General features: G+C 60.8%; 23 protein-coding genes. 12 read left to right on the forward strand and 11 right to left on the reverse strand.

Annotated elements, in window-relative coordinates; all coding sequences use genetic code 11:
- Positions 1 to 76 precede the first annotated feature (76 nt).
- Positions 77 to 784: a TetR/AcrR family transcriptional regulator gene (locus KVG91_RS17810; RefSeq protein ID WP_169376605.1), complete on the forward strand. Its 708-nt coding sequence runs from the start codon at positions 77 to 79 to the stop codon at positions 782 to 784.
- A gap of 126 nt (positions 785 to 910) precedes the next feature.
- Positions 911 to 1,921: a beta-N-acetylhexosaminidase gene (nagZ, locus tag KVG91_RS17815; RefSeq protein WP_169376604.1), complete on the forward strand. Its 1,011-nt coding sequence runs from the start codon at positions 911 to 913 to the stop codon at positions 1,919 to 1,921.
- A 101-nt stretch (positions 1,922 to 2,022) separates the two neighbouring features.
- On the opposite strand, the gene KVG91_RS17820 is transcribed toward nagZ, so the two are convergent.
- The 3 genes from KVG91_RS17820 to mfd are packed head-to-tail and all read right to left on the reverse strand — an operon-like array spanning position 2,023 to position 8,768.
- Positions 2,023 to 4,731, reverse strand: a complete 2,709-nt coding sequence (locus KVG91_RS17820) for a DEAD/DEAH box helicase (RefSeq protein ID WP_169376603.1) — start codon at positions 4,729 to 4,731, stop codon at positions 2,023 to 2,025.
- A gap of 9 nt (positions 4,732 to 4,740) precedes the next feature.
- Entirely contained in the window at positions 4,741 to 5,307 is a 567-nt protein-coding gene (locus KVG91_RS17825) for a CsiV family protein (protein WP_169376602.1), read from the reverse strand.
- 11 nt (positions 5,308 to 5,318) lie between these two features.
- The gene (mfd, locus tag KVG91_RS17830) at positions 5,319 to 8,768 is read right to left on the reverse strand and encodes a transcription-repair coupling factor (protein ID WP_169376601.1); all 3,450 of its coding nucleotides are present in this window, start codon (positions 8,766 to 8,768) and stop codon (positions 5,319 to 5,321) included.
- A gap of 340 nt (positions 8,769 to 9,108) precedes the next feature.
- On the opposite strand from mfd, the gene KVG91_RS17835 reads away from it, so the two are divergent.
- Both KVG91_RS17835 and sthA read left to right on the forward strand, forming a co-directional pair.
- Positions 9,109 to 10,572: a glyceraldehyde-3-phosphate dehydrogenase gene (locus KVG91_RS17835; protein ID WP_169376600.1), complete on the forward strand. Its 1,464-nt coding sequence runs from the start codon at positions 9,109 to 9,111 to the stop codon at positions 10,570 to 10,572.
- A gap of 382 nt (positions 10,573 to 10,954) precedes the next feature.
- On the forward strand, positions 10,955 to 12,349 hold the full coding sequence (gene sthA / locus KVG91_RS17840) for a Si-specific NAD(P)(+) transhydrogenase (protein ID WP_076950296.1): 1,395 nt from the start codon (positions 10,955 to 10,957) through the stop codon (positions 12,347 to 12,349).
- Between the two features lie 42 nt (positions 12,350 to 12,391).
- Here sthA and KVG91_RS17845 read toward each other — a convergent pair whose 3' ends face one another.
- Together KVG91_RS17845 and KVG91_RS17850 are read right to left on the reverse strand one after the other, a co-directional pair.
- Complete coding sequence (locus KVG91_RS17845; protein ID WP_076950297.1) at positions 12,392 to 13,114, reverse strand: glycerophosphodiester phosphodiesterase; 723 nt, start codon at positions 13,112 to 13,114, stop codon at positions 12,392 to 12,394.
- Between the two features lie 43 nt (positions 13,115 to 13,157).
- Positions 13,158 to 13,742: a PilZ domain-containing protein gene (locus KVG91_RS17850; RefSeq protein ID WP_169376599.1), complete on the reverse strand. Its 585-nt coding sequence runs from the start codon at positions 13,740 to 13,742 to the stop codon at positions 13,158 to 13,160.
- 94 nt (positions 13,743 to 13,836) lie between these two features.
- Here KVG91_RS17850 and KVG91_RS17855 point away from each other — a divergent pair, with 94 nt between their 5' ends.
- From KVG91_RS17855 to queF, 5 genes are all read left to right on the forward strand, one after another.
- The gene (locus tag KVG91_RS17855; protein WP_169376598.1) at positions 13,837 to 15,087 is read left to right on the forward strand and encodes a lipoprotein-releasing ABC transporter permease subunit; all 1,251 of its coding nucleotides are present in this window, start codon (positions 13,837 to 13,839) and stop codon (positions 15,085 to 15,087) included.
- A gap of 7 nt (positions 15,088 to 15,094) precedes the next feature.
- Positions 15,095 to 15,778, forward strand: a complete 684-nt coding sequence (lolD, locus tag KVG91_RS17860) for a lipoprotein-releasing ABC transporter ATP-binding protein LolD (RefSeq protein WP_165448107.1) — start codon at positions 15,095 to 15,097, stop codon at positions 15,776 to 15,778.
- 59 nt (positions 15,779 to 15,837) lie between these two features.
- Positions 15,838 to 17,082 (forward strand): lipoprotein-releasing ABC transporter permease subunit, encoded by a 1,245-nt coding sequence (locus tag KVG91_RS17865; protein ID WP_169376597.1) that lies wholly within the window; start codon positions 15,838 to 15,840, stop codon positions 17,080 to 17,082.
- Between the two features lie 191 nt (positions 17,083 to 17,273).
- Complete coding sequence (gene copI / locus KVG91_RS17870) at positions 17,274 to 17,786, forward strand: copper-resistant cuproprotein CopI (protein WP_169376596.1); 513 nt, start codon at positions 17,274 to 17,276, stop codon at positions 17,784 to 17,786.
- Positions 17,787 to 17,856: 70 nt separating this feature from the next.
- Positions 17,857 to 18,687 carry an NADPH-dependent 7-cyano-7-deazaguanine reductase QueF gene (gene queF, locus KVG91_RS17875; RefSeq protein WP_169376595.1) on the forward strand — a complete coding sequence of 277 codons (831 nt, stop codon included), beginning with the start codon at positions 17,857 to 17,859 and terminating at the stop codon, positions 18,685 to 18,687.
- Between the two features lie 135 nt (positions 18,688 to 18,822).
- Here queF and KVG91_RS17880 read toward each other — a convergent pair whose 3' ends face one another.
- Together KVG91_RS17880 and KVG91_RS17885 are read right to left on the reverse strand one after the other, a co-directional pair.
- Positions 18,823 to 19,089 carry a DUF4404 family protein gene (locus KVG91_RS17880; protein WP_169376594.1) on the reverse strand — a complete coding sequence of 89 codons (267 nt, stop codon included), beginning with the start codon at positions 19,087 to 19,089 and terminating at the stop codon, positions 18,823 to 18,825.
- Between the two features lie 111 nt (positions 19,090 to 19,200).
- Positions 19,201 to 19,809, reverse strand: coding sequence for an HAD family phosphatase (locus KVG91_RS17885; protein WP_169376593.1), 609 nt, complete (start codon positions 19,807 to 19,809; stop codon positions 19,201 to 19,203).
- 195 nt (positions 19,810 to 20,004) lie between these two features.
- On the opposite strand from KVG91_RS17885, the gene KVG91_RS17890 reads away from it, so the two are divergent.
- The 3 genes from KVG91_RS17890 (at position 20,005) to rssC (ending at position 22,698) form a co-directional block, all read left to right on the forward strand.
- Positions 20,005 to 20,694 (forward strand): MlaA family lipoprotein, encoded by a 690-nt coding sequence (locus tag KVG91_RS17890; RefSeq protein WP_169376592.1) that lies wholly within the window; start codon positions 20,005 to 20,007, stop codon positions 20,692 to 20,694.
- Between the two features lie 340 nt (positions 20,695 to 21,034).
- Positions 21,035 to 22,216 carry a two-component system response regulator RssB gene (rssB, locus tag KVG91_RS17895; RefSeq protein ID WP_076950307.1) on the forward strand — a complete coding sequence of 394 codons (1,182 nt, stop codon included), beginning with the start codon at positions 21,035 to 21,037 and terminating at the stop codon, positions 22,214 to 22,216.
- Positions 22,216 to 22,698, forward strand: a complete 483-nt coding sequence (gene rssC / locus KVG91_RS17900) for an anti-sigma factor antagonist RssC (protein ID WP_017848891.1) — start codon at positions 22,216 to 22,218, stop codon at positions 22,696 to 22,698. Before rssB ends, rssC begins: the two co-directional genes overlap by 1 nt.
- Positions 22,699 to 22,837: 139 nt before the next feature.
- On the opposite strand, the gene tal is transcribed toward rssC, so the two are convergent.
- The 4 genes from tal to KVG91_RS17920 all read right to left on the reverse strand — a co-directional run bounded on the left by tal (position 22,838) and on the right by KVG91_RS17920 (position 25,818).
- The gene (tal, locus tag KVG91_RS17905; RefSeq protein WP_169376591.1) at positions 22,838 to 23,764 is read right to left on the reverse strand and encodes a transaldolase; all 927 of its coding nucleotides are present in this window, start codon (positions 23,762 to 23,764) and stop codon (positions 22,838 to 22,840) included.
- Positions 23,765 to 24,232: 468 nt separating this feature from the next.
- Positions 24,233 to 25,219 (reverse strand): tRNA dihydrouridine(20/20a) synthase DusA, encoded by a 987-nt coding sequence (dusA, locus tag KVG91_RS17910; protein ID WP_169376590.1) that lies wholly within the window; start codon positions 25,217 to 25,219, stop codon positions 24,233 to 24,235.
- Positions 25,220 to 25,301: 82 nt separating this feature from the next.
- Complete coding sequence (locus KVG91_RS17915; protein WP_065929247.1) at positions 25,302 to 25,586, reverse strand: type II toxin-antitoxin system RelE/ParE family toxin; 285 nt, start codon at positions 25,584 to 25,586, stop codon at positions 25,302 to 25,304.
- On the reverse strand, positions 25,576 to 25,818 hold the full coding sequence (locus tag KVG91_RS17920; RefSeq protein WP_169376589.1) for a CopG family ribbon-helix-helix protein: 243 nt from the start codon (positions 25,816 to 25,818) through the stop codon (positions 25,576 to 25,578). The genes KVG91_RS17915 and KVG91_RS17920 overlap by 11 nt, the downstream gene beginning before the upstream one ends.
- Between the last annotated feature and the right edge of the window lie 837 nt (positions 25,819 to 26,655).

A 26,655-nucleotide genomic window follows, 5' to 3' on the forward strand; every position in this document is an offset into this window, starting at 1 on the left:
AAAGCGAACCCGCAGGCTTGACAAGACACAACCTGAAACGTATGTTTCAAACAAGTGTTTGTCAGGCGGAGTAGCCATGGCCCAGTCGGAAACCGTTGAACGCATTCTCGATGCTGCCGAGCAATTGTTCGCGGAAAAAGGATTTGCTGAAACTTCACTGCGGCTGATCACCAGCAAGGCTGGCGTCAACCTCGCCGCGGTGAACTACCACTTCGGCTCGAAAAAGGCCCTGATCCAGGCGGTGTTCTCGCGCTTCCTGGGGCCGTTCTGCGCCAGCCTCGACCGTGAGCTGGAGCGTCGCCAGGCCAAGGCTGACCACAAGCCGACCCTGGAGGACCTGCTGGAAATTCTGGTTGAGCAAGCCCTGGTGGTCCAGCCCCGCAGCGGCAACGACCTGTCGATCTTCATGCGCCTGCTGGGCCTGGCCTTCAGCCAGAGCCAGGGGCACCTGCGGCGTTATCTGGAAGACATGTACGGCAAGGTATTCCGTCGCTACATGTTGCTGGTCAACGAAGCGGCGCCGCGTATTCCGCCTATCGAACTGTTCTGGCGCGTGCATTTCATGCTTGGTGCGGCCGCGTTTAGCATGTCCGGCATCAAGGCGCTGCGCGCCATTGCCGAGACCGATTTCGGCGTCAACACCTCCATCGAACAAGTGATGCGCCTGATGGTGCCGTTCCTCGCCGCCGGCATGCGCGCCGAAACCGGCGTGACCGACCCGGCCATGGCGGCCGCCCAGTTGCGCCCACGCAGCAAAACCACGTCGGCCCCCGCCAAGGTTTGACCGCCCTGGGTGTGCGCGGCTGCCTGCATCCGCTAAGCTAGCCGCCATGTCGATTTCAGCTATTTACTCACGACCCGTTGCCTTCATCGAGGGCAACGGGTCGTGTGCGTTATTTAAGGAAGGTTTATGAGTGCTGCCCTGCAAGGTTCTTTGATGGTTGACGTTGCCGGCACCTGGCTCACGGCCGAGGACCGCCACCTGTTGCGCCAGCCTGAAGTGGGCGGCTTGATTATCTTCGCGCGCAACATCGAACATCCACGGCAGGTGCGCGAACTGAGCGCGGCGATTCGTGCGGTGCGCCCGGACCTGCTCCTGGCGGTCGACCAGGAAGGCGGTCGCGTACAGCGTCTGCGCCAGGGGTTTGTACGCCTGCCAGCCATGCGCGCCCTGGCGGCTCACCCCAACGCCGACTACCTGGCCGAGCAGTGCGGCTGGATCATGGCCACCGAAGTATTGGCGGTGGGCCTGGATTTGAGCTTCGCCCCGGTGCTGGACCTGGACTACCAGCGCAGCGCCGTGGTCGGCACCCGTTCCTTTGAAGGCGATCCCGAACGCGCCGCCGTGCTGGCCGGTGCCTTTATCCGTGGCATGAACAGCGCCGGCATGGCCGCCACCGGCAAACACTTCCCGGGCCACGGTTGGGCCGAGGCGGATTCCCACGTCGCCATTCCAAATGACGAGCGCAGCCTGGAACAGATTCGCACGAACGACCTGGTGCCTTTCGCACGTCTGAGCAAGCAGTTGGCGGCCGTGATGCCGGCACACGTCATCTACCCGCAGGTTGACGCCCAGCCGGCCGGCTTCTCGCGCCGCTGGTTGCAGGACATCCTGCGCGGCGAATTGCAGTTCGACGGCGTGATCTTCAGCGACGACTTGTCCATGGCCGGTGCCCACGTGGTCGGTGATGCGGCCAGCCGCATCGAAGCGGCGCTGACCGCGGGCTGCGACATGGGCCTGGTGTGCAACGATCGTGCGGCTGCCGAGCTTGCGCTCACCGCCGCTCAGCGCATGAAGGTCACGCCATCGGCGCGGATTGCGCGCATGCGGGGTCAAGCAATTGCCTCGACGGACTACAAGCAGGATCCGCGTTGGCTGGCGGCGCTGACTGCGTTGCGGGATGCTCAGTTGGTCGACTGAAAACTGCGGCGTCGCTATCGCAGGCAAGCCAGCTCCCACATTTTGATTTGTGAATACATTCAAGTGTGGGAGCTGGCTTGCCTGCGATGACGGTTTAACAGTCAGCGCTTCTCTTGTTTATTGGGCAACGGCGCAAACAACGCTTCAATATCCTCATTGCCCAACTGCCAGTCCCCGGTCGTGCGCCCATCCAGCACACCCGCCGCCAAGTCTGACTTCTCCTTTTGCAGGTGCTGGATTTTCTCCTCCACCGTGCCCCGGGCAATCATCTTGTACACGAACACCGGCTTCTCCTGCCCGATGCGATACGCACGGTCAGTCGCCTGGTTTTCCGTGGCCGGGTTCCACCACGGGTCGTAGTGGATCACCGTGTCGGCTTCGGTCAGGTTCAGGCCTACACCGCCGGCCTTCAGGCTGATCAGAAAGATCTGCAGCTTGCCGCTCTGGAAGTCCTTCACCGGCGTGCGCCGATCACGGGTCTGGCCGGTCAACAAGGCGTAGGCGACGCCGCGCTTCTGAAGCTCGAGTTCGATCAGGCTCAGCATCGAGGTGAACTGGGAAAACAGCAGGATGCGCCGACCTTCCGCAAACAGCTCCTCAAGCATCGCCATCAGGCTATCGAGCTTGCCCGAGCTGCCGCCACGGGCGGGCAGGGTGGCGTCGTTGACCAGCCGTAAGTCGCAGCACACCTGACGCAACTTGAGCAGTGCTTCAAGAATGATGATCTGGCTGCGCGCCACGCCCTTGCGCGTGATCTCGTCGCGCACCTTCTTGTCCATGGCCAGGCGCATGGTTTCGTACACGTCACGCTGGGCCTCGCTGAGGTCCACCCAGTGGATGATTTCGGTCTTGGGCGGCAATTCCGTGGCCACCTGTTCCTTGGTACGACGCAACAGAAAAGGTTTGATCCGACCGTTGAGGTGCTGCAGTCGTACATCACTGGCGCGCTTTTCGATGGGCACGCGGTAATCGCGGTTGAAGCTTTTTACGTCACCCAGCCAGCCCGGCAGCAGGAAGTGAAACAGCGACCACAGCTCGCCCAAGTGGTTTTCCAACGGCGTGCCGCTCAGGCACAGGCGCTGTCGCGCATTCAGCTCGCGCGCCGCCTGGGCTGCCTTGCTGGACGGGTTCTTGATGTACTGGGCTTCGTCGAGGATCAGTACGTGCAAAGGCAGGGCGGCGAGGTGGTCGATGTCCTTGGGCAACAGGGCATAGGTGGTCAGCAGCAGGTCATAATCCTGCAGGCCGTTTTCCTTTAAAGGCGCGAAATGCTTCTTGCGTGACGCGCCATACAGGGCCAACACCTTCAGTTGCGGTGTGAAATGCGCCGCTTCATCCAGCCAGTTGGGAATCAGGCTGGTCGGCATCACCACCATGCAGGGTCGATCCAGGCGCCCGGCGTTTTTTTCCGTGAGAATATGCGCCAGGGTCTGCAGGGTTTTACCCAGCCCCATGTCATCCGCAAGAATGCCGCCGACATCGAGCTGACGCAGCGACTGCATCCAGCTCAAGCCTTCGAGTTGATACGGGCGCAAGGTCGCGTTCAACCCTTCGGGCGCCACGCAGGTGAAGTCTTTGATATCCCGCAGGCGCTGGGCGAAGTTGCGGATCTTTTCGCCGCCTTCCCATTGCAGCGGCAGGTCTTCCAGCGGGTTCAGGCGAATCGCATCGGCCTTGGCCAGGCGCAAGGTGGTTGTGCCGGGCTCTTGCAGGTAGAACTCGCCCAAGGTAGCCAGCACCGGTTTCAGGCGTCCGTAAGGCAGCGCGACTTGCAGTGGGCCATGGCCGCCGTTGGGCAGGCCAGGGATGTTCACCAGGATCAGTTCATCATCGCGGCGCCGCGCCAGTTTCTCCGGGTTGAGGATCTCGGTGTGGGAGCGCATCAGGTTCAGCAGAATCGGCAGCAGGCTCAGGCGCTCACCGTTGACGATGATCCCCAGTTCCAGGTCGAACCAATCGCGCTCCGGGCCTTCGTCGACGGTGGCGTACCAATCGTCGACGGGGCTCAGGTCGAAGCCGAAATCTTCTTCGATCTGCAGCTCCCAACCCTCGGCCCGCAAGGTGGGCAGGGCGTTGAGGGTGAAATTGAGCCAGGCGCTGTCATTGACCAATTCGAACAGCTCGCCGGCGCTTTCCGGCAAGGCCTTGCTCTGGCGCGTGGCGATCTTGAAACCGAGCAGGCGCAGTTGTTCGCGATACGGCTGCTCAAGCTCGGGATGGCGCTTGATGCGCAGGCTCTGGGTGTCCTGGCGCACGATGATGTCGGCGTTTTTCTGCCCGCTGACATAGTTGCCCAGGTAGTTGAACGACAACGCCGCGCGATGCTGGATATAGCGCTGCATCTTGCCGTTGCGCGGTTCAAAGGCGCTGAATTCGACGCTGGCCAACCACAGGCGTGGCACGGGCAGCACGTCCTCCATGACCACCTGCGGCAGCACCGGGCGGTTTTCCAGCACGGCCTGGAGTTTTCCCAGCAGCTCGGCATCCTGGGCGGCGGCCGGGTAGGCCAGGGTTTCCTGGACCTTGAGCAGCACCGCCGCGATATGTTTGCAGTTGGTGTGCACCGGGCAGGTACAGCGGCTGTCCACCAGGATCAGCATGCCCTTGGCCGATTCGCGCAGCGAGATGGTCTGCCGGTAGACGTTGCCGCCCGAGCCTTCGCAGCTGGCGGTGATGGTGCTGTCGCCGGACTCGACGATGCGCACCCGGTTCTCCAGGGCATACCGCCGCCCGCGCTCAAGGCTCTGCTCTTTGAAGCGATTGGCCCACGAAGGGGCCAGGGGTTTGGTCAGCGACGACGTCAGGGGCATGGCGCGGGATCAGTCCTGCAGGTCGGGCGGTGGTGCGCTGGGTGGCTTGGCGGTCAACGAGGTGATCTTGATCAGCAGCGCCAGGTGGCCGCCGTCCAGGTAGTTGAGTTGATTGTTCTTGGTGCGCACGTCTTTCTGGGCCAGGTGTTCGCTGGCGATCACGCTGCCGTTGCCGTCGAACTGGTTGATCCAGAAGTCCGCATCGATGTCGGTGAAGCGGCCCAATTGCAGGTTCAAGACGCCTTCGATGGGGAACTGCCCGAACTGCTCCTGGCCGTCAGTAATCGCCAGCTTCACCGGTTGCTCGCCGAGGTTCTGCTCCCACGCCTTGTGCAGCAGCACCGTGTAGGTGGAATCGGCGCGCAGCTTGTCGACAATGTTGGAAAGGCGCGGCGGGCTCAGTTTATCGCCCAGGCGCACCGCCCCGGTGTCCCAGTCTTCCGGCGCGGCGCGGCTGTTGATCACAGGCTCGGCGTTCTGGCGCACCAGGATCATCTCCACCTGGTACGGGCTGTCGGCGAACGCCGCAGGTGCCGCTACCACCAACAACAGGCTCAACATGCGGAACAGGCGCATCGGGGCGTCCTTCAAGCAGATTTCGGGATGAGGCGCTCGAACAGCGCCTCCAAGGTATTAAAGCGTTCTTCGGCACGTTCCATCGGCACCATGAACTTGAACAGCGTAGCGCCTTCGAACTTGTAGCGGTTGGGTTGGCCCTGGATCAGCTTGATCAGCACCAGCGGGTCCACCGGCGTCTGCGCTTCGAACTCGATACGCCCGCCCTGCGGCCCGGCGTCGACCTTCTTGATGCCCAGTTGCTCGGCCTGCAGTTTGAGCAGGGTCAGGCGCACCAGGTTCTTGGTCGGCTCCGGCAGCAGGCCGAAGCGGTCGATCATTTCCACTTGCAGGTCCTTGAGGCCTTCTTCGTCCGTGGCCGAGGCGATGCGCTTGTACAGGATCAGCCGCGCGTGCACATCCGGCAGGTAGTCTTCGGGGATCAAGGCCGGCAAGCGCAGGTTGATTTCCGGACCGCCGCCGAGCGGTTGATCCAGGTTCGGCTGTTCACCCTTGCGGATGGCTTTGACCGCGCGTTCGAGCATTTCCATATACAGCGTGAAACCCACCGCCTGGATCTGCCCGCTCTGGCCGTCGCCCAGCAGTTCGCCGGCGCCACGGATTTCCAGGTCGTTGGTGGCCAGCACAAAACCTGCGCCCAGGTCTTGGGTATTGGCGATGGCTTCCAGGCGCTTTTCCGCGTCGGAGGTAATCTGTTGCCGTGGCGGCGTCAGCAGATAGGCGTAGGCCTGGTGGTGACTGCGCCCGACCCGGCCACGCAGCTGATGCAGTTGGGCCAGGCCGAACTTGTCGGCACGCTCGATGATGATGGTGTTGGCGCTCGGCACGTCGATGCCGGTCTCGATGATGGTCGAGGCGATCAGCACGTTGAAGCGCTTGTGGTAGAAGTCGCTCATCACCTGTTCGAGTTCGCGCTCGCGCATTTGCCCGTGGCCGATGGCGATACGCGCTTCAGGCACCAGTTCGGCGAGGTCGGCGGCGCATTTTTCGATGGTCTTGACGTCGTTGTGCAGGTAGTACACCTGGCCGCCGCGCAGCAGTTCACGCAGCAATGCTTCCTTGACCGTGCTTTTGTTCTGCTCCATCACGAAGGTGCGCACCGACAAGCGCCGCGCCGGCGGCGTGGCGATGATCGACAGGTCGCGCATGCCCGACACGGCCATGTTCAACGTGCGCGGGATCGGGGTGGCGGTCAGCGTCAGGATGTCGACTTCGCTGCGCAGGTTCTTCAGCTGTTCTTTTTGACGCACGCCGAAGCGGTGTTCTTCGTCGATGATCACCAGGCCCAGGTTCTTGATCTTCACATCGTCCGACAACAGCTTGTGCGTGCCGATGACGATATCGATCTTGCCTTCTGCCAGGTCGGCGACGGCGGCGTTCACTTCCTTGGCGGACTTGAAGCGGCTCATCACTTCCACGCTCACCGGCCAGTCGGCAAAGCGGTCGCGGAAGCTGTTGTAGTGCTGCTGGGCGAGCAGGGTGGTCGGCACCAGGATTGCCACTTGCTTGCCGCCATGCACCGCGATGAAAGCGGCACGCATCGCCACTTCGGTCTTGCCGAAGCCCACGTCGCCGCAGACCAGGCGGTCCATCGGCTTGGGCGCGAGCATGTCGGCGCGTACGGCTTCGATGGTGGTTTGCTGGTCCGGGGTTTCTTCGAAGGCGAAGCCGGCGCTGAAGGTGGCGTAGTCGGCTTTCGGGTCAGCGAACGCATACCCTTCGCGTGCTGCGCGGCGGGCATAGATGTCGAGCAATTCGGCGGCCACGTCGCGCACCTGTTCGGCGGCCTTGCGCTTGGCTTTCTGCCAGGTCTCGGAGCCCAGGCGGTGCAACGGCGCCAGGGCGTCATCGCTGCCGGTGTAGCGGGCGATCAGGTGCAGGCTGGCCACCGGCACGTAGAGCTTGGCGCCCTCGGCGTATTCCATGGTGAGGAATTCGGCCGCCTGGTTGTCGATCTCCAGGGTCTGCAGGCCCAGGTAGCGGCCCACGCCATGGTCGATATGCACCACCGGTGCGCCTTCGCGCAGTTCGGTGAGGTTCTTGATCACGGCGTCGTTGTTGGCGTCGGCGCGTTTTTCGCGGCGCCGTCGTTGCATCACGCGTTGGCCGAACAGCGGGCTCTCGGCGATCAACGCCAGGGCCGGGTCGTCCAGCAGCAGGCCTTCATCGAGCGGTGCGATGGTGATTGCCAGGCGTTCCTTGCTTTTTACAAAATCCGGCCAACTGTCGACGGTCTTCGGTCGCAGCTTCAGGCGTTCGAGCAGTTCCAACAGCACTTCGCGACGACCGGCGGATTCGGCGGTAAACAGCACGCGGCCGGGGAAGTCAGCGAGAAAGTTGGACAGCGCTTCCAGGGGTTGCGTGGCTTTGGCCTGGATCGCCAGGTCCGGCAGCGTTTGCGCGGGGAAGCGCTCGCGGCCGCCGCCTGCGTCCACGTCCTGCTGGCTGGCGACCACGCGCGGCCAGTTTTTCAGGCGCGCGAAGCAATCTTCCACCGGCAGGAACAGCTCGGCCGGCGGCAATAAAGGACGGGACGGATCGACGCGGCGCTCTTCATAGCGGTTACGCACGTCGTTCCAGAAGTTTTCCGCCGCCTGTTCGATGCCCGGCAGCGAGAACACTTGGGTGTCCTGGGGCAGGTAGTCGAACAGGGTAGAGGTTTCGTCGAAGAACAGCGGCAGGTAGTACTCGATACCGGCCGGTGTAATCCCGCTGCTCAGGTCCTGAAAGATCGGGCAGCGGCGGAAGTCCACGTCGAAGCGCTCGCGAAAGCGCGCCTTGAAGCGCGTGACCGCGTCTTTTTGCAGCGGGAATTCACGGGCCGGCAGCAGCTTGATCGACTCCACCTTGTCGATGGAGCGCTGGTTTTCCGGGTCGAAGGTGCGCAGGGTCTCGATTTCGTCATCGAACAGGTCGATGCGGTAGGGCAGTTTGCTGCCCATCGGGAACAAATCGATCAGCGCGCCGCGTACTGCGAACTCGCCGTGCTCGTACACCGTATCGACGCAGCGGTAGCCGCTGGCTTCCAGGCGCGTGCGCATCTGCTCCACATCGAGCTTCTGGCCGATGTCCAGCACCAGGCTGCTGCCCAGCAGGAACTTGGTCGGCGCCAGGCGATGCAACGCCGTGGTGATCGGCACCACCAGCACGCCGTGGGCCAGTTCCGGCAAGCGGTACAGGCTGGCGATGCGCTGGGAAATGATGTCCTGGTGCGGCGAGAACAGGTCGTAGGGCAGGGTTTCCCAGTCGGGGAAATGCAGCACCGGCAAATCGGGGGCGAAGAAGCTCAGCTCCTGCTCCAACCGCTCGGCACTTTGGCTGTCGGCGGTGAGCAGCAGGGTAAAGCGCTTGGCTGCGCTGGCAGCCTCGGCGATGGCCAGGCTCAGGGCGGCACCGGGCAGATTGCCCCAATGCTGTTTACCTGCCGCGGCAGGGAGTAGCGGTAGACGCAGAACGGGCACGGAAGGTTGAGCTCCAAGCGTTGCGACAAAGTCGGTAATTGTAACGGCCAGAGGTGCCGCCTGTCAGTTTCTGACTGAGCCTATTACGGTTTGCAGGAAATGTAGTGGCTAAGACAAACAAAGGCGCGTTTTGACTCAATATGTAGTGCCAAAAGACGCGATTGTTTTGGAGGGTTACAGACAAGTTGGCCGGCTCGCTGAATTGATGGCCTTCTGGAGCCCGCGTATTTGCTGGGCTGTAGCGGGGTGGTATTTTTTGGCAAGGGCTTTTTGTTGGCCGTTGCGCATTGCTCAACCGGCAGTCGGACGACATAATGTAGCCCCTTTTTTCAGCCCCTACATGTGGAAGGTTACCGTGACTCAGAAGCCCGACCAGTGTCTTGGTGAATGGATCGACCGTGAAGCACTCGCAGAAGCGATGATCCCGCTCATCGGTCAGCTGTACCGCAATAACAATGTGGTGAGCTCGATCTATGGCCGCAGCCTGATCAACCAGTCCGTCATCGCGATTCTCAAAGCGCACCGCTTTGCGCGTCACCGTTCCGCCGACGACAGCGAACTCTCCGTCCACGAAACATTCCCCCTGCTCAAAGCCATGAGCGAGCTCAAGCTCGGCGCGGCTTCGGTCGACCTGGGCAAGCTGGCCTATAAATTCCGCCAGGAAGGCGCCGGCCGCAGCGCCGAGCAGTTCGTGCGCGAAGAGATGGCCGATGTGGTTGGCCAGCAAAACGCCGCCGCCCGTAAGGGCACTGACGTGGTCCTGTACGGTTTCGGTCGTATCGGCCGCCTGCTGGCGCGCATCCTGATCGAAAAAACCGGCGGCGGCGACGGCCTGCGCCTGCGTGCCATCGTGGTGCGCAAAGGCGCCGAGAACGACCTGACCAAGCGCGCGAGCCTGCTGCGCCGCGACTCGGTACACGGTCCGTTCAACGGCACCATCGTCATCGACGAAGAAAACAACACCATTACCGCCAACGGTAACCTGATCCAGGTGATCTACGCGAAGAACCCGTCCGAGGTGGATTACACCCAGTACGGCATCAAGGACGCCCTGCTGGTGGACAACACCGGTGTATGGCGTGACGCCGAAGGCCTGGGCCAGCACCTGGCCTGCCCGGGTGTCGACCGCGTTGTCCTGACGGCGCCTGGCAAGGGCAAGCTCAAGAACATCGTGCACGGCATCAACCACGGTGAAATCACCGCTGACGACAAGATCGTGTCCGCCGCATCCTGCACCACCAACGCCATCGTGCCGGTGCTCAAGGCTGTGAATGACAAGTTCGGCATCATCAACGGCCACGTCGAAACCGTTCACTCGTACACCAACGACCAGAACCTGATCGACAACTTCCACAAGGGCGACCGCCGTGGTCGCAGCGCCGCGTTGAACATGGTGATCACCGAGACCGGTGCCGCCACCGCTGCCGCCAAGGCCCTGCCTGAGCTGGCCGGCAAGCTCACCGGCAACGCGATCCGTGTGCCGACGCCGAACGTGTCGATGGCCATTCTCAACCTGAACCTTGAGACAGCCGCCACCCGTGAAGAGATGAACGAGTACCTGCGCTATATGGCGCTGCACTCCGATCTGCACAAGCAGATCGACTTCGTCAATTCCCAGGAAGTGGTGTCCACCGACTTCGTGGGCTCGCGCCACGCCGGTGTGGTGGACGCCGAGGCGACCATCAGCCAGGACAACCGCGTTGTGCTGTACGTGTGGTACGACAACGAGTTCGGCTACAGCTGCCAGGTGGTGCGGGTGATGGAAGACATGGCTGGGGTCAACCCGCCGGCGTTTCCGCGCTAAGTATCAGTGGTAAATGAGAAAGCCCCGACTGGTTCGGGGCTTTTTCATGACTGCAAGGTTTGTGTTGTCTGGAAGGGCCTCTTCGCAGGCAAGCCAGCTCCCACATTTGATTGCATTTGTTCAGGGGGACGCGGTCGAATGTGGGAGCGGGCTTGCCCGCGCAGGCGGTGGTGCAGTCGATGCATAGGTGACTGTCGCACCTATTTCCAGCAGGATGGACTGGCCTGCGACGCGACCAAGGGTTAATGTGCGCGGCGTTGAGCTTTATATAGACTGTGCCCCGGTTCACACACTTGAGCCAAATTGTCCTTCATGCCCGCTGGCCGCGGCATGATTTAGCCCGGCGTCCTACCGTACGCCTGGCCTGTTTTGAGGAGTACGCATGGCTGTCTACAACTACGACGTGGTGGTACTGGGTTCCGGCCCGGCGGGAGAAGGCGCGGCGATGAATGCCGCCAAGGCGGGGCGTAAGGTGGCGATGGTCGATAGCCGTCGCCAGGTCGGCGGTAACTGCACCCACTTGGGTACCATCCCGTCCAAGGCTTTGCGTCACTCGGTGCGCCAGATCATGCAGTTCAACACCAACCCGATGTTTCGGGCCATTGGCGAGCCGCGCTGGTTCTCGTTCCCGGACGTGTTGAAAAGCGCCGAAAAAGTCATCTCCAAGCAAGTGGCGTCGCGTACCGGTTACTACGCCCGTAACCGCGTCGACCTGTTCTTCGGCACCGGCAGCTTCGCCGACGAGCAAACCATCGAGGTGGTCTGCCCCAACGGCGTGGTCGAGAAGCTGGTGGCCAAGCACATCATCATCGCCACCGGTTCGCGCCCGTATCGCCCGGCGGACATCGATTTCCACCACCCGCGCATCTACGATAGCGACACCATCCTGAGCCTGGGCCATACCCCGCGCAAACTGATCATCTATGGCGCCGGCGTGATCGGCTGTGAATACGCCTCGATCTTCAGCGGCCTGGGCGTACTGGTGGAACTGGTGGATAACCGCGACCAGTTGCTGAGCTTCCTCGACTCGGAAATCTCCCAGGCGTTGAGCTACCACTTCAGCAACAACAACATCACCGTGCGTCACAACGAGGAGTACGAGCGGGTTGAAGGCCTGGACAACGGCGTGATCCTGCACCTCAAGTCCGGCAAGAAGATCAAGGCCGACGCCTTGCTGTGGTGCAACGGCCGTACCGGCAACACCGACAAGCTGGGCATGGAGAACATCGGGGTCAAGGTCAACAGCCGTGGCCAGATCGAAGTGGACGAGAACTACCGCACTTGCGTTGCGAACATCTACGGCGCCGGCGACGTGATCGGCTGGCCGAGCCTGGCCAGCGCCGCCCATGACCAGGGCCGTTCTGCGGCCGGCAGCATCATCGACAACGGCAGCTGGCGCTACGTGAACGACGTGCCGACCGGGATCTACACCATTCCCGAGATCAGCTCGATCGGCAAGAACGAGAACGAACTGACCAAGGCCAAGGTGCCTTACGAAGTGGGCAAGGCGTTCTTCAAGAGCATGGCGCGTGCGCAGATCGCCGGCGAGCCGCAAGGCATGCTGAAGATCCTGTTCCACCGCGAAACCCTGGAAGTGCTCGGCGTGCATTGCTTCGGCTACCAGGCCTCGGAGATCGTGCACATCGGCCAGGCGATCATGAACCAGCCGGGTGAACTCAATACGCTCAAGTATTTCGTCAACACCACGTTCAACTACCCGACCATGGCTGAAGCCTATCGGGTAGCGGCCTACGACGGCCTCAACCGGCTTTTTTGAGCGGCTCCGGCCGGTGGCCTGAGCCGGCCGGGGAGACCGATTTCAGTAATTCCCGAGGGTGGCAGTGGCCAAACCGGGAAAGTCTGTAATCAGGCTATCTACGCCAAAGTCGGCGAGCCTGCGCATCAGCGCAGGTTCGTTGACGGTCCACACGGACACGTGCAAACCCTGGCGCTGGGCTTTTTGCAGGCGCTCGGGGGTGCACAACGTCCAGTTCAACGCCAGGTACTCACAGCCATAGTTCTGCGCGACCTTCAACGGGTCGAGCCAGGCATATTCGGCGACCAGGCCACGTGACAGGTCGGGGGTGAGTTCAATTGCCGCTTTCAGCACTTCCCGCGAACTTGAGGTGACGGTGACTTTGTCCATCAGGCCAAAGCGCACGGCCATCTCGCGGATCGCCAGTACGGTGGTGGCGGCGCGGGTGCGCGAGGCGCTTTTGACTTCCAGTTGCCAGTGATCGAAGTCGCATTTTTCGAACAACTCCTCCAGGCGCGGGATCGGGCAGGGCTGGACCCAGCCGGGGCCGCCCTTGCGTGCGTCCATCTTGGTCAGGTCCGCCGCCGAGTACTCGACGACTTTGCCGCGCCGGTCGGCGGTGCGCTTGAGGGTCGGGTCGTGAATGACCATCAGCTCGCCGTCCATGGACAAGTGCAGGTCCAGTTCGCAACGGCGTACACCGTGCTTGAGGCACTCCTGGAAGCTGGTCAGGGTGTTTTCCGGTGCTTCGCCTTTGGCACCGCGGTGGCCGTAGATCAGGGTCACAGTTGCTCCTATGCGCCAGGTCGTCTGGCGGGGTGATACGAATTCAAGTGTCTTGGGCGTCGCTCTGTTCCCGTGCCAGGCGCCGTTCCTGGGCTTGTTTCTGCAGGATATAGCGCGCGAGCAACTGGCGTTGGGCATCGGTCATGGATTCGAATTCCGTGCCCACGTCAAAGCCGTCACCCTTGGCATCGCAATGGGTGACGCGCGCGCGCAACAGCAGGCCGAGCGCCTGGGGCATCAGCACCAGCTTGACCGCCAGGTGTGCGCCCACTGTCAAGGAAGTGGCGTGTTGGAAGTCGATACCGCCCTCGGAAATGATCACCGGCTGCGGCGCACCGACTTCATCCAGCAGGCCGCGCGCCATGATCTGGCTGAGCAGGTCCAGGCGTTTGTTCTGCACGCGCAGGAACGCGGCGAGGGTGCGATCTTTCTCGCTGAGCTGGCGCAGCAGGTGCTGGGCTTCGAATTCACTCAGGTGCAATTCGCTGAGCAGGTTGAACAGCGGCGAATCATCGAGCAACACTTCCTTGCTCGCCGCTTCGGGGGCAGACAGGCTTTTGATTTGGAGTGCGATCATGTCGTCGATACGGTAGTATTCGCGGCGCTCTTCTTCATCTAATGTCGACATGGCGAACCCCAGGTTACGGTAATGGTCTGAGTGTAAAGCTGCTTACCAGACCCCGCCACCGGGACGTCTTCTTTTCCTCCGAACAAGCCCCGACATGTTCAGACCTCTCTTCGTATTTATCGGCACGCGTTATACCCGTGCAAAGCGTCGCAATCATTTTGTGTCGTTCATTTCCCTGACCTCGATGATCGGGCTCGCCTTGGGCGTGGTCGTGATGATCGTGGTGCTCTCGGTGATGAACGGCTTCGATCATGAGATGCGCACCCGCGTGCTGGGCATGGTGCCCCACGCGACCATCGAGGGCGATGCGCCCATCAGCGACTGGCAAAGCCTGGCCGACAAGGTCAAGCAGAACCCCAAGGTGCTGGCCGTGGCGCCGTTCACCCAGATGCAGGGGCTGCTGACCAACGACGGCAAGGTGCAGAAAATCCTGCTCAATGCCATCGACCCGGCCCAGGAACGCAACGTCTCGATCATCGACAAGTTCATGTTGCAGGGCAAGATCGATGACCTTGCGCCGGGCAGCTTCGGCATCGTCATCGGCGACAAGGCCGCGGCCAAGCTCGGCGTGGGCATGGGCGACAAGCTGACCTTCGTCGCGCCGGAAGTCACCGTGACCCCGGCCGGCATGTTCCCGCGCATGAAGCGCTTTACCGTGGTCGGCATCTTCCACGTCGGCGCTGGCGAGATCGACGGCTACCTCGGCCTGACCAACCTCACCGACCTGGCGCGCCTGCATCGCTGGCAGCCGGACCAGGTGCAAGGCCTGCGCCTGAAGTTCAACGACTTGTTCGACGCACCGCGCGGCGCCTGGGAAATCGCCCAGCACCTGGGCGAATCCCAGTATTACGCCCGCGATTGGACCCGTACCCACGGTAACCTGTACCAGGCCATCCGCATGGAAAAAGCCATGATCGGCCTGCTGTTGCTGCTGATCGTCGCCGTCGCAGCGTTCAACATCATCTCCACGCTGGTGATGGTGGTGAACGACAAGAAGGGTGATATCGCCATCCTGCGCACGCTTGGCGCCACGCCGGGGCAGATCATGGCGATCTTTATGGTGCAAGGCACGGTGATCGGCGTGGTCGGCACCTTGATCGGCACCGCCGTCGGGATTCTGGCCGCGCTGAACGTCAGTGCCGCGATTGCCTTGCTTGAGAAAGTGATCGGCCACAAGTTTCTCAACGCCGACGTCTACTTCATCGACTACTTGCCGTCCCAGGTTCAGGCCCAGGACGTGTTGATGGTGGGCGGCGCGGCGTTGGTGCTGAGTTTCCTTGCCACCCTGTATCCAGCCTGGCGCGCGGCACGTACCCAGCCAGCACAGGCCTTACGTTATGAGTGAATCGGGCATGAGTGAAAAAGCAATCCTGAGCTGCCGCAATCTGGGCAAATCCTACGAGGAAGGCCCTGAGTCGGTGGTGGTGCTGTCCAACCTGCAACTTGAACTGCACCCTGGCGAGCGCGTGGCGATCGTCGGCAGTTCCGGTTCCGGCAAAAGTACCTTGCTGAACCTGCTGGGCGGCCTTGATACGCCGTCCCAGGGCAGCGTGTGGCTGGCCGGCGAAGAACTGTCTGCCCTGAATGAAAAGGCCCGTGGCCAGTTGCGCAACCGTTCGCTCGGTTTTGTGTACCAGTTCCACCACCTGCTGCCGGAATTCACCGCCCTGGAAAACGTGTGCATGCCGTTGCTGATCGGCAAGACCGCGATCCCGCAAGCCCGCCAGCGCGCCAAAGCCCTGCTGGAACGCGTTGGCCTGGGCCATCGCCTGGAGCACAAACCGGCCGAATTGTCCGGCGGCGAGCGTCAGCGTGTGGCCATCGCACGCGCCCTGGTGAACAACCCGGGCCTGGTGATGCTCGATGAGCCCACCGGCAACCTCGACTCCCACACCGCCCAAGGCATCAAGGACTTGATGCTGGAACTGAGCACCCAGATGCGCACCGCGTTCCTGGTGGTAACCCATGACATGAGCATGGCGCGGCAGATGGACCGCGTGTTGCACCTGCAGGAAGGTCATCTGGTCGCCATCTGACCCGTTTCAAGCCCGGCGGCTGACGCCGGGTTTTCTATTTTTTCCAACGGTGCCCGCGAATGTTCAGACCGTTATCGATTTTCATCGGCACGCGCTATACCCGCGCCAAACGCCGCAACCGTTTTGTTTCGTTTATCTCGATGACCTCGATGATCGGCCTCGCCCTGGGCGTGCTGGCGATGATCGTGGTGCTGTCGGTGATGAACGGCTTCCAGCGCGAAATGAGCTCGCGCATCCTCGGCATGGTGCCCCATGCGACCATCGTTGGCGTAAACCCGATCGACGATTGGCAACCGGTGGCCGCCGCCGCGATGAAAAATCCGCAAGTGACCGCCGCAGTACCCTTCACACAGATGGACGGCATGTTTTCCTACAAGGGCGCGATGCAGCCGATCGAAATCAGCGGTATCGACCCGGCCCAGGAAGGCAAGGTGTCGATCGTGGCCCAGCACATCGTGCGAGGCAAACTGGATGACCTCAAGCCCGGCGAGTTCGGCGTGGTGGTCGGTGAAATCACCGCGCGGCGTTTTCGCCTGAACGTGGGCGACAAGCTGACCCTGATCGTGCCGGAACTGAGCAGCGCGCCCGGCGGTATCACGCCGCGCATGCAGCGGTTGAACGTGGTGGGCATCTTCAAGGTCGGCGCCGAGCTGGACGGTTCGATGGCCCTGATCCACATGGCCGACGCGGCAGAGATTCAACATTGGCAGCCGAACCAGGTACAAAGCGTGCGCCTGGCGGTCAAGGACTTGTACGCGGCGCCCAAGGTCTCGGCGGATATCGCCGCCAGCCTGGGCGCAAGCTACAAGCCCGATGACTGGACCCACACCCAGGGCAGCCTGTTCAGCGCAATGAAGATGGAAAAGACCATGATCGGCCTGCTGTTGCTGATGATCGTCGCCGTGGCCGCGTTCAACATCATTGCAACCTTGATCATGGTGGTGAACGACAAGGGCGCGGACATCGCGATCCTGCGCACCATCGGCGCCACGCCAGGGCAGATCATGGCGATCTTCATGGTGCAGGGCACGGTGATTGGCGTCGTCGGCACCTTGATCGGCGGCATATTGGGCGTGATTGCGGCGCTCAACGTGAGTGAACTGGTAGGCTGGGTGGAGCGGGTCACCGGGCAGCATATCTTCAGTTCGGACGTGTATTTTGTCAGCAACCTGCCTTCGGAACTGCAAGGTGGGGATGTGCTGCTGATCTGTTCGGCCGGGTTTGTGCTGAGCTTCCTGGCGACGATTTATCCGGCGTATCGGGCGGCGAAGATTGAGCCGGCGCATGCTCTAAGATATTCGTAAGCTCTGAGGTATCCACCATCTGTAGTGAGCGGGCTTGCCCCGCGCTGGGTGGCGAAGCCGCCCCACCAGGCGACCGGAGCCTAGCTGGAGGTCTGCGGTGTTTTTATTGGGGCGGCTTCGCCACCCAGCGCGGGCAAGCCCGCTCACTACAGGGCTCCTTCGCCAGTCATATACATTTTTGGAGAAAAGAGATGACATTGCGTACCCCTTTGTTGTTGGCAGCTTGCCTGCTGGTGTCGAGTGTCGATGCGATGGCTGATGCCGCCCACGCCTACGCCTTCGGCCAGCCGGCCCCCGCGAACAAAGCCACGCGTACCGTGGAAATGACGCTCCAGGACATCGCTTTTTCGCCCAACTCCCTGGATGTAAAAGACGGCGAGACCGTGCGCTTTGTCCTGGTCAACAAAGGCCGGTTGCTCCACGAATTCAACCTGGGCGACGCGGCGATGCATGCCGAACACCAGAAGGAAATGTTAAAGATGCAAGCCAATGGCATGCTCACCGCCACCGGCATGGGCGCGATGGACCACAGCGCCATGGGCCATGGTGCAATGAAACACGATGATCCCAACAGTGTCCTGGTCGAGCCCGGCAAAACCGCCGAGCTGACCTGGACGTTCGCCAAGGCCAAGGGCCTGGAGTTCGCCTGCAACCTGCCGGGGCATTACCAGGCGGGCATGGTCGGCAAACTCAACGTCGATTGATCCGCTGGCGCTTAGGCGCGCGGGCAAAGGCTGGTAGACTGGCGCGGTTTTATTCAGCCAGGTTTCCGCCATGCATCCCGCAGCCGAACATTCGCCGCTGGGCAAGTCCAGTGAATACATCTCCACTTACACCCCTTCGTTGCTGTTCCCGATCCCGCGTGCCGCCAAATGGGCCGAGCTGGGCCTGAGCGCCGAAACCCTGCCTTACAAGGGCGTGGATTTCTGGAACTGCTTCGAACTGTCCTGGCTGCTGCCGTCGGGCAAGCCGGTGGTGGCCATCGGTGAGTTCTGCATCCCGGCCGACTCGCCGAACATCATCGAGTCCAAGTCGTTCAAGCTCTACCTCAACTCGCTGAACCAGACCGCGTTCGCCGATACGGCCAGTCTTGAAGCCACCCTGCGCACCGACCTCAGCGCCGCTGCCGGCAAACCGGTGAGTGTGCGCATCCGCAGTCTGGGCGAGATCGAAGCCGAAGGCGTGATGGCCTTGCCGGGCGTGTGCATCGATGAGCTGGATATCAGCGTCAGCAACTACGAGCATCCGCGTCCGGAACTGTTGCGTTGTGACGCTTCACGCATTGTTGAGGAGAGCGTGCACAGCCATCTGCTCAAGTCCAATTGCCCGGTCACCAGCCAGCCGGATTGGGGCAGTGTGGTGGTGCAATACCGGGGGCACGCACTGGATCACGCCAGCCTGCTGGAATATATCGTGAGCTTTCGCCAGCACTCAGACTTCCACGAGCAGTGCGTGGAGCGCATCTTTCTCGACCTGCAGTGCTTGCTCAAGCCGGAGAAATTGACGGTGTATGCGCGGTATGTGCGACGTGGCGGGCTGGATATCAACCCGTATCGCAGTACGCAAGATATGGCGTTCCAAAACGTACGCCTGGCCCGCCAGTAGCCTTCACTCAAACCAAATGTGGGAGCGGGCTTGCTCGCGAATGCGGTGGGTCAGTCACCTCTCGGCTGGCTGATCCACCGCTATCGCAGGCAAGCCAGCTCCCACATTGGGTTCTGTGCTTGGCGTGGGATCGAATCAGATCCCGATGTTGCCCAAGGTGATCACGATATTACGCAGCGTCCCGGCAATGCCTGGATGATCCAGTTCAAAGCCTTCCACCGCCCGGTTTACATCGTCGGCGATGCTGGGTGTCTGGGTGGCCGGTTCCAATTCAAGCTGCACTTCGAACTTGGCGATCAACTCTTGCAGGGCTTTACGTTTTTCGGCAGGCAGCGGCGGTTCCTGTTCCAACTGCCCGCGCAGGATCTCGACCTGTTCTTCAAGTTTTTTGCGATCAGGCATGACATTCTTCCTTCTTATCAATAGGCACTGGCATAGACCGCGGCACGCCGAGAAAGGTCTACGGGCTGGCTTGTAGATTAATCCACCCGCGTCAACTGTGCATGATCCGTGTCAGGGCTTCTCGCCTTTGAGCTGGCGCAGGCTGATGTCGGCCAGGCACGTGCCGAGCTCGCCCAGGTGATCGATCACCGAATGCACGCCCAGCCCATACAGGGCAACCGTGGCCTTGCCGCGCTTGTGCTCGCGCTCTTGTTCGCTCAGCGCCTGCCATGGCTCGGGCGCCAGGCCGCACAGCGAGCCGCAGGAGGCCAGGCCAATGGTCCACAACCCGGCGTTGAGGCCTGATTGCAGCAGGCGCGGTTCGCCGCTGACCAGTACGCAGCCTTCCAAGCGTTGGATGTTCAGCTCCATCAGGGCTTGCCAGCAGGCATGGGGCGCCGGCCAGCGAATGGAGGAGGGCGATGCCGCTTTGACCCAGGCCGGCAGCGTGGCGGCCAGAGGCGTGGTGACGGACGGGGGCAGTTCGTCCAGCCAGGCGCAGGGCACGCCTTGCTCCTTCAGGCTGCGCAGGATCTTCAGCGCGCCAGGCGTGGCCTGGGAGTCGGGCGCGGGCGAATCGGTGCGCGCCCTGGAACCGAAGTCCACCAGGCAGCCACTCAGGCCAAACAGAACGGCAGTCAAGGCGGGAGCGCTGGCGATGGCTATTTCGGCGTGAGGCATGTCGACATCCCTGAAATAGCTCCAACGCTATCGGGGCCAGATGACAAGTCCGTGACAGGATTGTTAATTGTAGGAATTTTGTGCATTTCGAGTGCGACAGTTGCTGGAAGATGCCTAATTGGACACTTCCGTCATATACTGCACGCCTTATTCAGGGCATAGCGCCCATGACAGACCATTCAAGGAGCAAAAGCTATGCGCTGGAGCCACTGTTTCGCTCAGCTATCGGTGTGTGCCACTTTCCTGCTGGCGCCGTTTGCCGCCCAAGCAGCGCCAGAGGATGACCCCTGGGAAAGCGTCAACCGCCCGATCTTCACCTTCAACGACACCGTTGACACCTATGCCCTCAAGCCATTGGCCCAAGGCTATGAGTGGATCACTCCGCAGTTTGTCGAAGACGGCATCCACAACTTCTTCCGCAACATCGGCGATGTCGGCAACCTGGCCAACAACGTGCTGCAGCTCAAGCCCCACAATGCCGGCGTCGACACCGCCCGTTTGCTGGTCAACACCACATTCGGCGTGCTGGGCTTTATCGATGTGGGTACCAAAATGGGGCTGCAGCGCAGCGATGAAGACTTCGGCCAGACCCTCGGTTACTGGGGCGTAGGCAGTGGTCCCTACGTGATGCTGCCGTTGCTGGGCCCAAGCACCCTGCGTGATGCGCCCTCCAAGTACGTGGACAGTTACACTCAGCCGTACCGTTACATGGACGATGTGTCCCTGCGCAACAGCGTCATGGGCCTCAACCTCGTTGACACCCGCGCCAGCCTGCTCGACAGCGAAAAGCTGATCACCGGTGACAAATACACCTTTATCCGCAACGCCTACCTGCAGAACCGCGAGTTCAAGGTCAAGGATGGCAAGGTCGTCGACGACTTCTAAGCCGTGACGTTTTGAAATGAAAAAGGCGACCCCCAGTGGTCGCCTTTTTTGTGCGTGATCACTAGGACTACATCCTTACTTTGTGTTGTGGTCGCGCTTGTTCTTATAACTCCGGGTGATTTGCGGTGTAAAGACGCCCGGCGACCATCGGCATGAGCTTGAAACCCCTCACGGATGGGAGTACCGTCTGCGCCTTAGAAGGGCACCTCTGCTTTACCGTTGTGCATGGGCGAAATCCCAATGCTTTGTAGGACAGAGAGGCTAGAAAGCGAATCCAGTACGTGCGCCCGGCCATTGCCGAGCCGCCTACGCCAACCTAATTCTGGCGCCGTTTGCCCACATGCAAAAAACCAGTGCCACGCTGCTGATAATCGATGACGACGAAGTAGTGCGCGCGAGCCTCGCGGCCTATTTGGAAGACAGTGGCTTCAGCGTCCTGCAGGCCAGTAATGGCCAACAGGGTCTCCAGGTATTCGAGCGCGACCAGCCCGACCTTGTGATCTGCGACCTGCGCATGCCCCAGATGGGCGGCCTCGAGCTGATTCGCCAGGTAACCGAGCTCGCCCCCGAGATGCCGGTGATTGTCGTGTCCGGTGCCGGCGTGATGAACGATGCCGTCGAAGCCCTGCGCCTGGGTGCCGCCGACTACCTGATCAAACCCCTGGAAGACCTGGCGGTGCTGGAGCACTCGGTGCGCCGTGCCCTGGATCGTGCACGGCTGATGGTAGAAAACCAGCGCTACCGCGAGAAGCTCGAAACCGCCAACCGCGAGCTCGAAGCCAGCCTCAACCTGCTTCAGGAAGACCAGAACGCCGGTCGCCAGGTGCAGATGAACATGCTGCCGGTCAGTCCCTGGACCATCGACGAGTTCCAGTTTGCTCACCAGATCATCCCGTCGCTGTACTTGTCGGGTGACTTTGTCGATTATTTCCGTGTGGATGAACGGCGTGTCGCCTTCTACCTCGCTGACGTGTCCGGCCACGGCGCATCTTCTGCTTTTGTCACCGTGTTGTTGAAGTTCATGACCACACGGCTGTTGTTCGAATCCAAGCGCAATGGCACCTTGCCGGAGTTCACCCCGTCGCAAGTGCTCGGCCACATCAACCGGGGCCTGATCAGCTGCAAGCTGGGCAAGCACGTGACGATGGTCGGCGGCGTGATCGACGAAGAAACCGGTCTGTTGACCTACAGCATCGGCGGTCACCTGCCGATGCCTGTTTTATACACTCCTGACAGTGTGCGTTACCTGGAAGGCCGTGGTCTGCCGGTAGGCTTGTTCAATGAAGCCACCTACGAAGACCACATTCTGGAGCTGCCGCCGACGTTCAGCCTGACGCTGATGTCCGACGGCATCCTGGACCTTCTTCCAGAGCCTACACTTAAAGAGAAAGAAGCTGCCTTGCCTCAAAAGGTCAAGTCGGCGGGCGGCAGCCTGGATGGCCTGCGGCAGGTTTTTGGATTGGCCACGCTAGGGGAGATGCCGGATGATATCGCCCTATTGGTGTTGAGCAGGAATCTTTGATGAGTACCGGAAGAATCCAATTCGCCGAGCAAGACGGGACTTTCGTCCTGAAATTTGTCGGTGAAGTGCGCCTGACCCTGTGTTCGGCGCTGGATGCGACGATTGAGCGGATTTTCACCGCGCTGAACTTCTCGGCGATCGTGATCGATCTGACCGAAACCCGCAGCATCGACAGCACCACCCTGGGGCTGCTGGCCAAGCTGTCCATTCTGTCTCGGCAGAAGGTCGGCCTGTTGCCGACGGTCGTGACCACCCACGAAGACATCACCCGTCTGCTGCAATCCATGGGCTTCGACCAGGTGTTCAACATCGTTGACCGTCCGATCCCCTGCCCGGAATGCCTGACCGACTTGCCTTCGCAGGACCAGTCCGAAGAAATCGTGCGGATCAAGGTGCTGGAAGCGCACAAGATCCTGATGGGCTTGAACGAGTCCAACCGCGAAGCCTTCCACGACCTCGTCAATGCGCTTGAGCGTCACTGACACCACTGTCGAAACACGGTCCCCTGTGGGAGCAGGCAAGCCAGCTCCCACAGTTTGACTTGAGTTTGGCTTGCGATCGGCGAACACAAAAAAGGGCGACACCCGCGAAGGTGCCGCCCTTTTTGCAATCGCCGGCTTTTTACAGCTTGGCCGACAACAACGCCTCCAGCTTCTCCTGGTCCCGAGCAAACTGACGAATCCCCTCCGCCAGCTTCTCAGTCGCCATCGCATCTTCGTTGGACTCCCAACGGAACTGCGCTTCAGTCATATGCACACGGGCCTCGCCAGCGTGCCCAGGCGACAGCTTACGCTCCAGCGTGCCTTCATCCGCCGCCAGCTTCTCCAGCAGGTCCGGGCTGATGGTCAGGCGATCACACCCCGCCAGCTCTTCGATCTGGCTGAGGTTACGGAAGCTCGCACCCATCACCACGGTCTTGTAGCCGTTGGCCTTGTAGTAGTTGTAGATGCGCGTGACCGACTGTACGCCCGGGTCATCGGAACCGGTGTAGTCGTTACCGTTGGCCTTCTTGTACCAGTCGTAGATACGGCCCACGAACGGCGAGATCAGGAACACGCCGGCTTCAGCGCAAGCCACGGCCTGGGCGAAGGAGAACAGTAAGGTCAGGTTGGTCTGGATGCCTTCTTTTTCCAGCTTCTCCGCCGCGCGGATGCCTTCCCAGGTGGAAGCGATCTTGATCAACACCCGGTCACGGCCAACGCCGGCTTTGTCGTACAGATCGATCAGACGGTGCGCACGCTTGAGTATCGCGTCTTCATCGAACGACAAGCGGGCATCGACCTCAGTGGAAATACGCCCCGGCACCACCTTGAGAATCTCCTGGCCCACCGCCACCGCAAAACGGTCACTGGCCAGACCTACATCACCGTTGCAGTCCTGCACGCACTCGTCCAGCAGCTTGGCATAGCCCGCAATCGACGCGGCCTTGAGCAGCAGGGAAGGGTTGGTGGTGGCGTCTTGCGGCTTGAGCTTGGCGAGTGTGGAAAAATCGCCGGTATCGGCTACAACGGTGGTGAATTGCTTGAGTTGTTCCAGCTTGGAAGTCATGGGCGTGCTCTGTCCTGTGGGTCTGATGACATTACCCGAGCGCCGACAGGCGCTCAAGGGCGCAAATGGGTTCGATCGTTTGCGAGGGCAACAACCTGGAAACAGCCGTTTGAATACCCGGCCGTACTGCTCAATAGGAGGCCAAAACCGCCGCCAGGTTCAACCCGAATGACACAGGCACAACACTGTCCCCTGTGGGAGCTGGCTTGAACTGCAATGGCGGCCTCACAGTCGTCGATGTCTACCAGGTGTACATTTATCCAACGGTGGGAGTAGCTTTGCCAGCCATGCCGGCCTCAAAGCCGCCGAAATCTTCCTGATGTACACCTGTGGGAGCTGGCTTGCCTGCGATGGCGGCCCCACCGTCGCCGATATCTACCAGACGTACATCAATCCAACTGTGGGAGCGGGCTTGCTCGCGAAAGCAATGGTCCAGCCCCCCCTAATGCCCCCACTGACACGCCCTCATCACCGCCCTTCCAACAACGCTCCCGCCTGATCCAACAAAGCCAGCGGGTCACTCGCCTTGTGAATATCCACCGACAACAACTGCCTGAACTTGCGAGCCCCCGGGAAACCTGTGCCCAACCCCAACACATGTCGAGTAATGTGATGCATCGTCCCACCACTGGCCACATGCTCCACAATATACGGCCGCAACTGCGCCAACACCTCGGCCCGACCAATCACCGGCGCATCACTGCCAAACACCTGCTGATCCACCTGCGCCAGCACATACGGATTGTGATAAGCCTCGCGCCCCAACATCACCCCATCAAACGTCTGCAGATGCTCACGGCACTGCTCCAACGTCTTGATCCCGCCGTTCAGCACAATCTCCAACTCAGGAAAATCCCGCTTCAACTGCGCCGCCACGTCATAGCGCAACGGCGGAATATCCCGGTTCTCCTTGGGCGACAACCCCTCCAGAATCGCAATCCGCGCATGCACGGTGAAACTGGTGCAACCGGCATCCTTCACCGTCCCGACGAAATCACACAGCTGGGCATAACTGTCCCGGCCATTGATGCCGATGCGATGCTTCACCGTCACCGGAATCGACACCGCATCGCGCATCGCCTTCACACAATCCGCCACCAGGACAGGGTGCGCCATCAGGATCGCGCCGATCATGTTGTTCTGCACGCGGTCACTGGGGCAGCCGACGTTCAGGTTCACTTCGTCGTACCCGGCGGCCTCGGCCATGCGTGCGCAGGCGGCCAGATCAGCGGGGACGCTGCCGCCCAATTGCAGCGCTAGCGGATGCTCGGCTTCGTTGTGGCGCAGGAAGCGGTCATGGTCGCCATGGAGGATGGCGCCGGTGGTGACCATCTCGGTGTAGAGCAGGGCGTGTTTGGAGAGCAGACGCAGGAAGTACCGGCAGTGGCGGTCGGTCCAGTCCATCATGGGGGCGACGGAGAAACGGCGGGAGAGGGGAGCGGTTTGTAGGGGCATTGGGGAATCTGAGTCAGCGAGGCGAATGGGGCGCAGTTTATCAGGGATGGGTCTTGGGGGCGGAGGTGCGTTTTTGCGACCTTCACCACTTCGAGCGCGGACGTTGCCTTGTGTGGAATATGCCAAGAATTTGTAGGCGATCTCCGCGTACTCGATACGGGATCAGATAGGACCAGTTGGGTACCGCCCATTCTCGGGTGTGTTTTACCCGACCTTCACGGCCCATGGAAGGAAACTGAGCTAGCTTGTCGACGCTAGCGAAAATGGCATCGGAGAAGTCGTCAGCTGCCTTCGGATTTTCGAGAGCGATATAGTTTGCTTCGTCTTCCAGATTTTTGAGTGCTTTTTCAAGCCACTCAACCCGCATTCCGGCTCCAGCGCCTAGCGCGCATGGCCGCCACTTGGTCATCGGTGGCGAATTTGCCTTCGTCGGCGTCTTTTACCGCCAGCTCGATCTGAGCAGTCAGCGTATTTTCGTGCTCGATGTAGTCGCGAAGAACGTCCATCGCCAGGTAGCTTGCGGTCTGACCGTTGGTTTTGGCCAGGTCGGCGAGAGAGTTGGACAGGTCTTCCGGCAGGTTTAGGGATATCCCAGTCATGGCGGTCTCGATGGTGGACGGTTGTGAGGCATCTTACACCGTGAAGCGTCGGGTTGAAGCAGCAGGCCGTCGCGAGGTGTGTCAGGGAGTGAGTCGTTCGCTTTTCCTTTGCCAACTCAAAACCCGATATGGCGGATAAATAAATCTGTCCCCTTTTGTTCTTGCACTCCTGCAGTTGCCTCGGCGCGGGCCCGGCTGGGCTTGCTCTGGCATTGCTGGAAGTGAAAAAGCCTGCGAATCCCTGCAAGGGTGGGCTGTTTTGAGAAGACTTCTGAAGCGCAGTGGGGGATGGGTTTTGAGCGGTGGCTCGGGAAAAGGGTTAGTTTTTAAAATGGCAGCCTGAGAGCGGCTGAAACGCCCGTATTTACTGGGCTTGGGAGCTAACTTTGGAGGGTTAGTTATGGTTAGGTCTGAGGTTAGTAAGTTGTAACATATTGATCTATAAGGCTTTTATTTTTTGAGTTTTTAACATTTATAAAGGTTAGGAAATAATCTTCTGCTAACCAAAACCTAACTTGCGGCAATCGCCGAAAGCCGCGCAGCACAAGGCTTTCAGGGCAGTCAGCAAAAACTAACCTTCCTAACCGTTTTCCGATGGGTCAACATGAAAAGCAGAAAGCACCTAGGGGAGGGCGCTGGCTCAGGTCCGTCAGCTGCTGTGCACTCACGTTGGTGCGCAAACACTCCCAGGATCCAGTAACTGTCACCGAAACTGTCACCAGTTCTACGCAACGTCGCCTCGATACCGTTGGAAGCCTTGAAAGTAGTGGAGCGGGTGAAGGGAATCGAACCCTCGTTATCAGCTTGGGAAGCTGACAACGAGGCATCATATGAGGA

Source organism: Pseudomonas azadiae (assembly GCF_019145355.1).
Lineage (GTDB): Bacteria > Pseudomonadota > Gammaproteobacteria > Pseudomonadales > Pseudomonadaceae > Aquipseudomonas > Aquipseudomonas azadiae.

Coding starts and splice junctions, on each gene's coding strand:
- KVG91_RS17855 (WP_169376598.1), top strand. CDS start 13,837: ATGTTCAGACCTCTCTTCGTATTTATCGGCACGCGTTATACCCGTGCA.
- queF (WP_169376595.1), top strand. CDS start 17,857: ATGCATCCCGCAGCCGAACATTCGCCGCTGGGCAAGTCCAGTGAATAC.
- rssC (WP_017848891.1), top strand. CDS start 22,216: ATGAGTACCGGAAGAATCCAATTCGCCGAGCAAGACGGGACTTTCGTC.
- KVG91_RS17865 (WP_169376597.1), top strand. CDS start 15,838: ATGTTCAGACCGTTATCGATTTTCATCGGCACGCGCTATACCCGCGCC.
- KVG91_RS17920 (WP_169376589.1), bottom strand. CDS start 25,818: ATGACTGGGATATCCCTAAACCTGCCGGAAGACCTGTCCAACTCTCTC.
- dusA (WP_169376590.1), bottom strand. CDS start 25,219: ATGCCCCTACAAACCGCTCCCCTCTCCCGCCGTTTCTCCGTCGCCCCC.
- KVG91_RS17915 (WP_065929247.1), bottom strand. CDS start 25,586: ATGCGGGTTGAGTGGCTTGAAAAAGCACTCAAAAATCTGGAAGACGAA.
- tal (WP_169376591.1), bottom strand. CDS start 23,764: ATGACTTCCAAGCTGGAACAACTCAAGCAATTCACCACCGTTGTAGCC.
- nagZ (WP_169376604.1), top strand. CDS start 911: ATGAGTGCTGCCCTGCAAGGTTCTTTGATGGTTGACGTTGCCGGCACC.
- KVG91_RS17810 (WP_169376605.1), top strand. CDS start 77: ATGGCCCAGTCGGAAACCGTTGAACGCATTCTCGATGCTGCCGAGCAA.
- KVG91_RS17825 (WP_169376602.1), bottom strand. CDS start 5,307: ATGCGCCTGTTCCGCATGTTGAGCCTGTTGTTGGTGGTAGCGGCACCT.
- KVG91_RS17890 (WP_169376592.1), top strand. CDS start 20,005: ATGCGCTGGAGCCACTGTTTCGCTCAGCTATCGGTGTGTGCCACTTTC.
- KVG91_RS17885 (WP_169376593.1), bottom strand. CDS start 19,809: ATGCCTCACGCCGAAATAGCCATCGCCAGCGCTCCCGCCTTGACTGCC.
- KVG91_RS17835 (WP_169376600.1), top strand. CDS start 9,109: ATGTGGAAGGTTACCGTGACTCAGAAGCCCGACCAGTGTCTTGGTGAA.
- lolD (WP_165448107.1), top strand. CDS start 15,095: ATGAGTGAAAAAGCAATCCTGAGCTGCCGCAATCTGGGCAAATCCTAC.
- KVG91_RS17820 (WP_169376603.1), bottom strand. CDS start 4,731: ATGCCCCTGACGTCGTCGCTGACCAAACCCCTGGCCCCTTCGTGGGCC.
- sthA (WP_076950296.1), top strand. CDS start 10,955: ATGGCTGTCTACAACTACGACGTGGTGGTACTGGGTTCCGGCCCGGCG.
- copI (WP_169376596.1), top strand. CDS start 17,274: ATGACATTGCGTACCCCTTTGTTGTTGGCAGCTTGCCTGCTGGTGTCG.
- KVG91_RS17880 (WP_169376594.1), bottom strand. CDS start 19,089: ATGCCTGATCGCAAAAAACTTGAAGAACAGGTCGAGATCCTGCGCGGG.
- KVG91_RS17850 (WP_169376599.1), bottom strand. CDS start 13,742: ATGTCGACATTAGATGAAGAAGAGCGCCGCGAATACTACCGTATCGAC.
- rssB (WP_076950307.1), top strand. CDS start 21,035: ATGCAAAAAACCAGTGCCACGCTGCTGATAATCGATGACGACGAAGTA.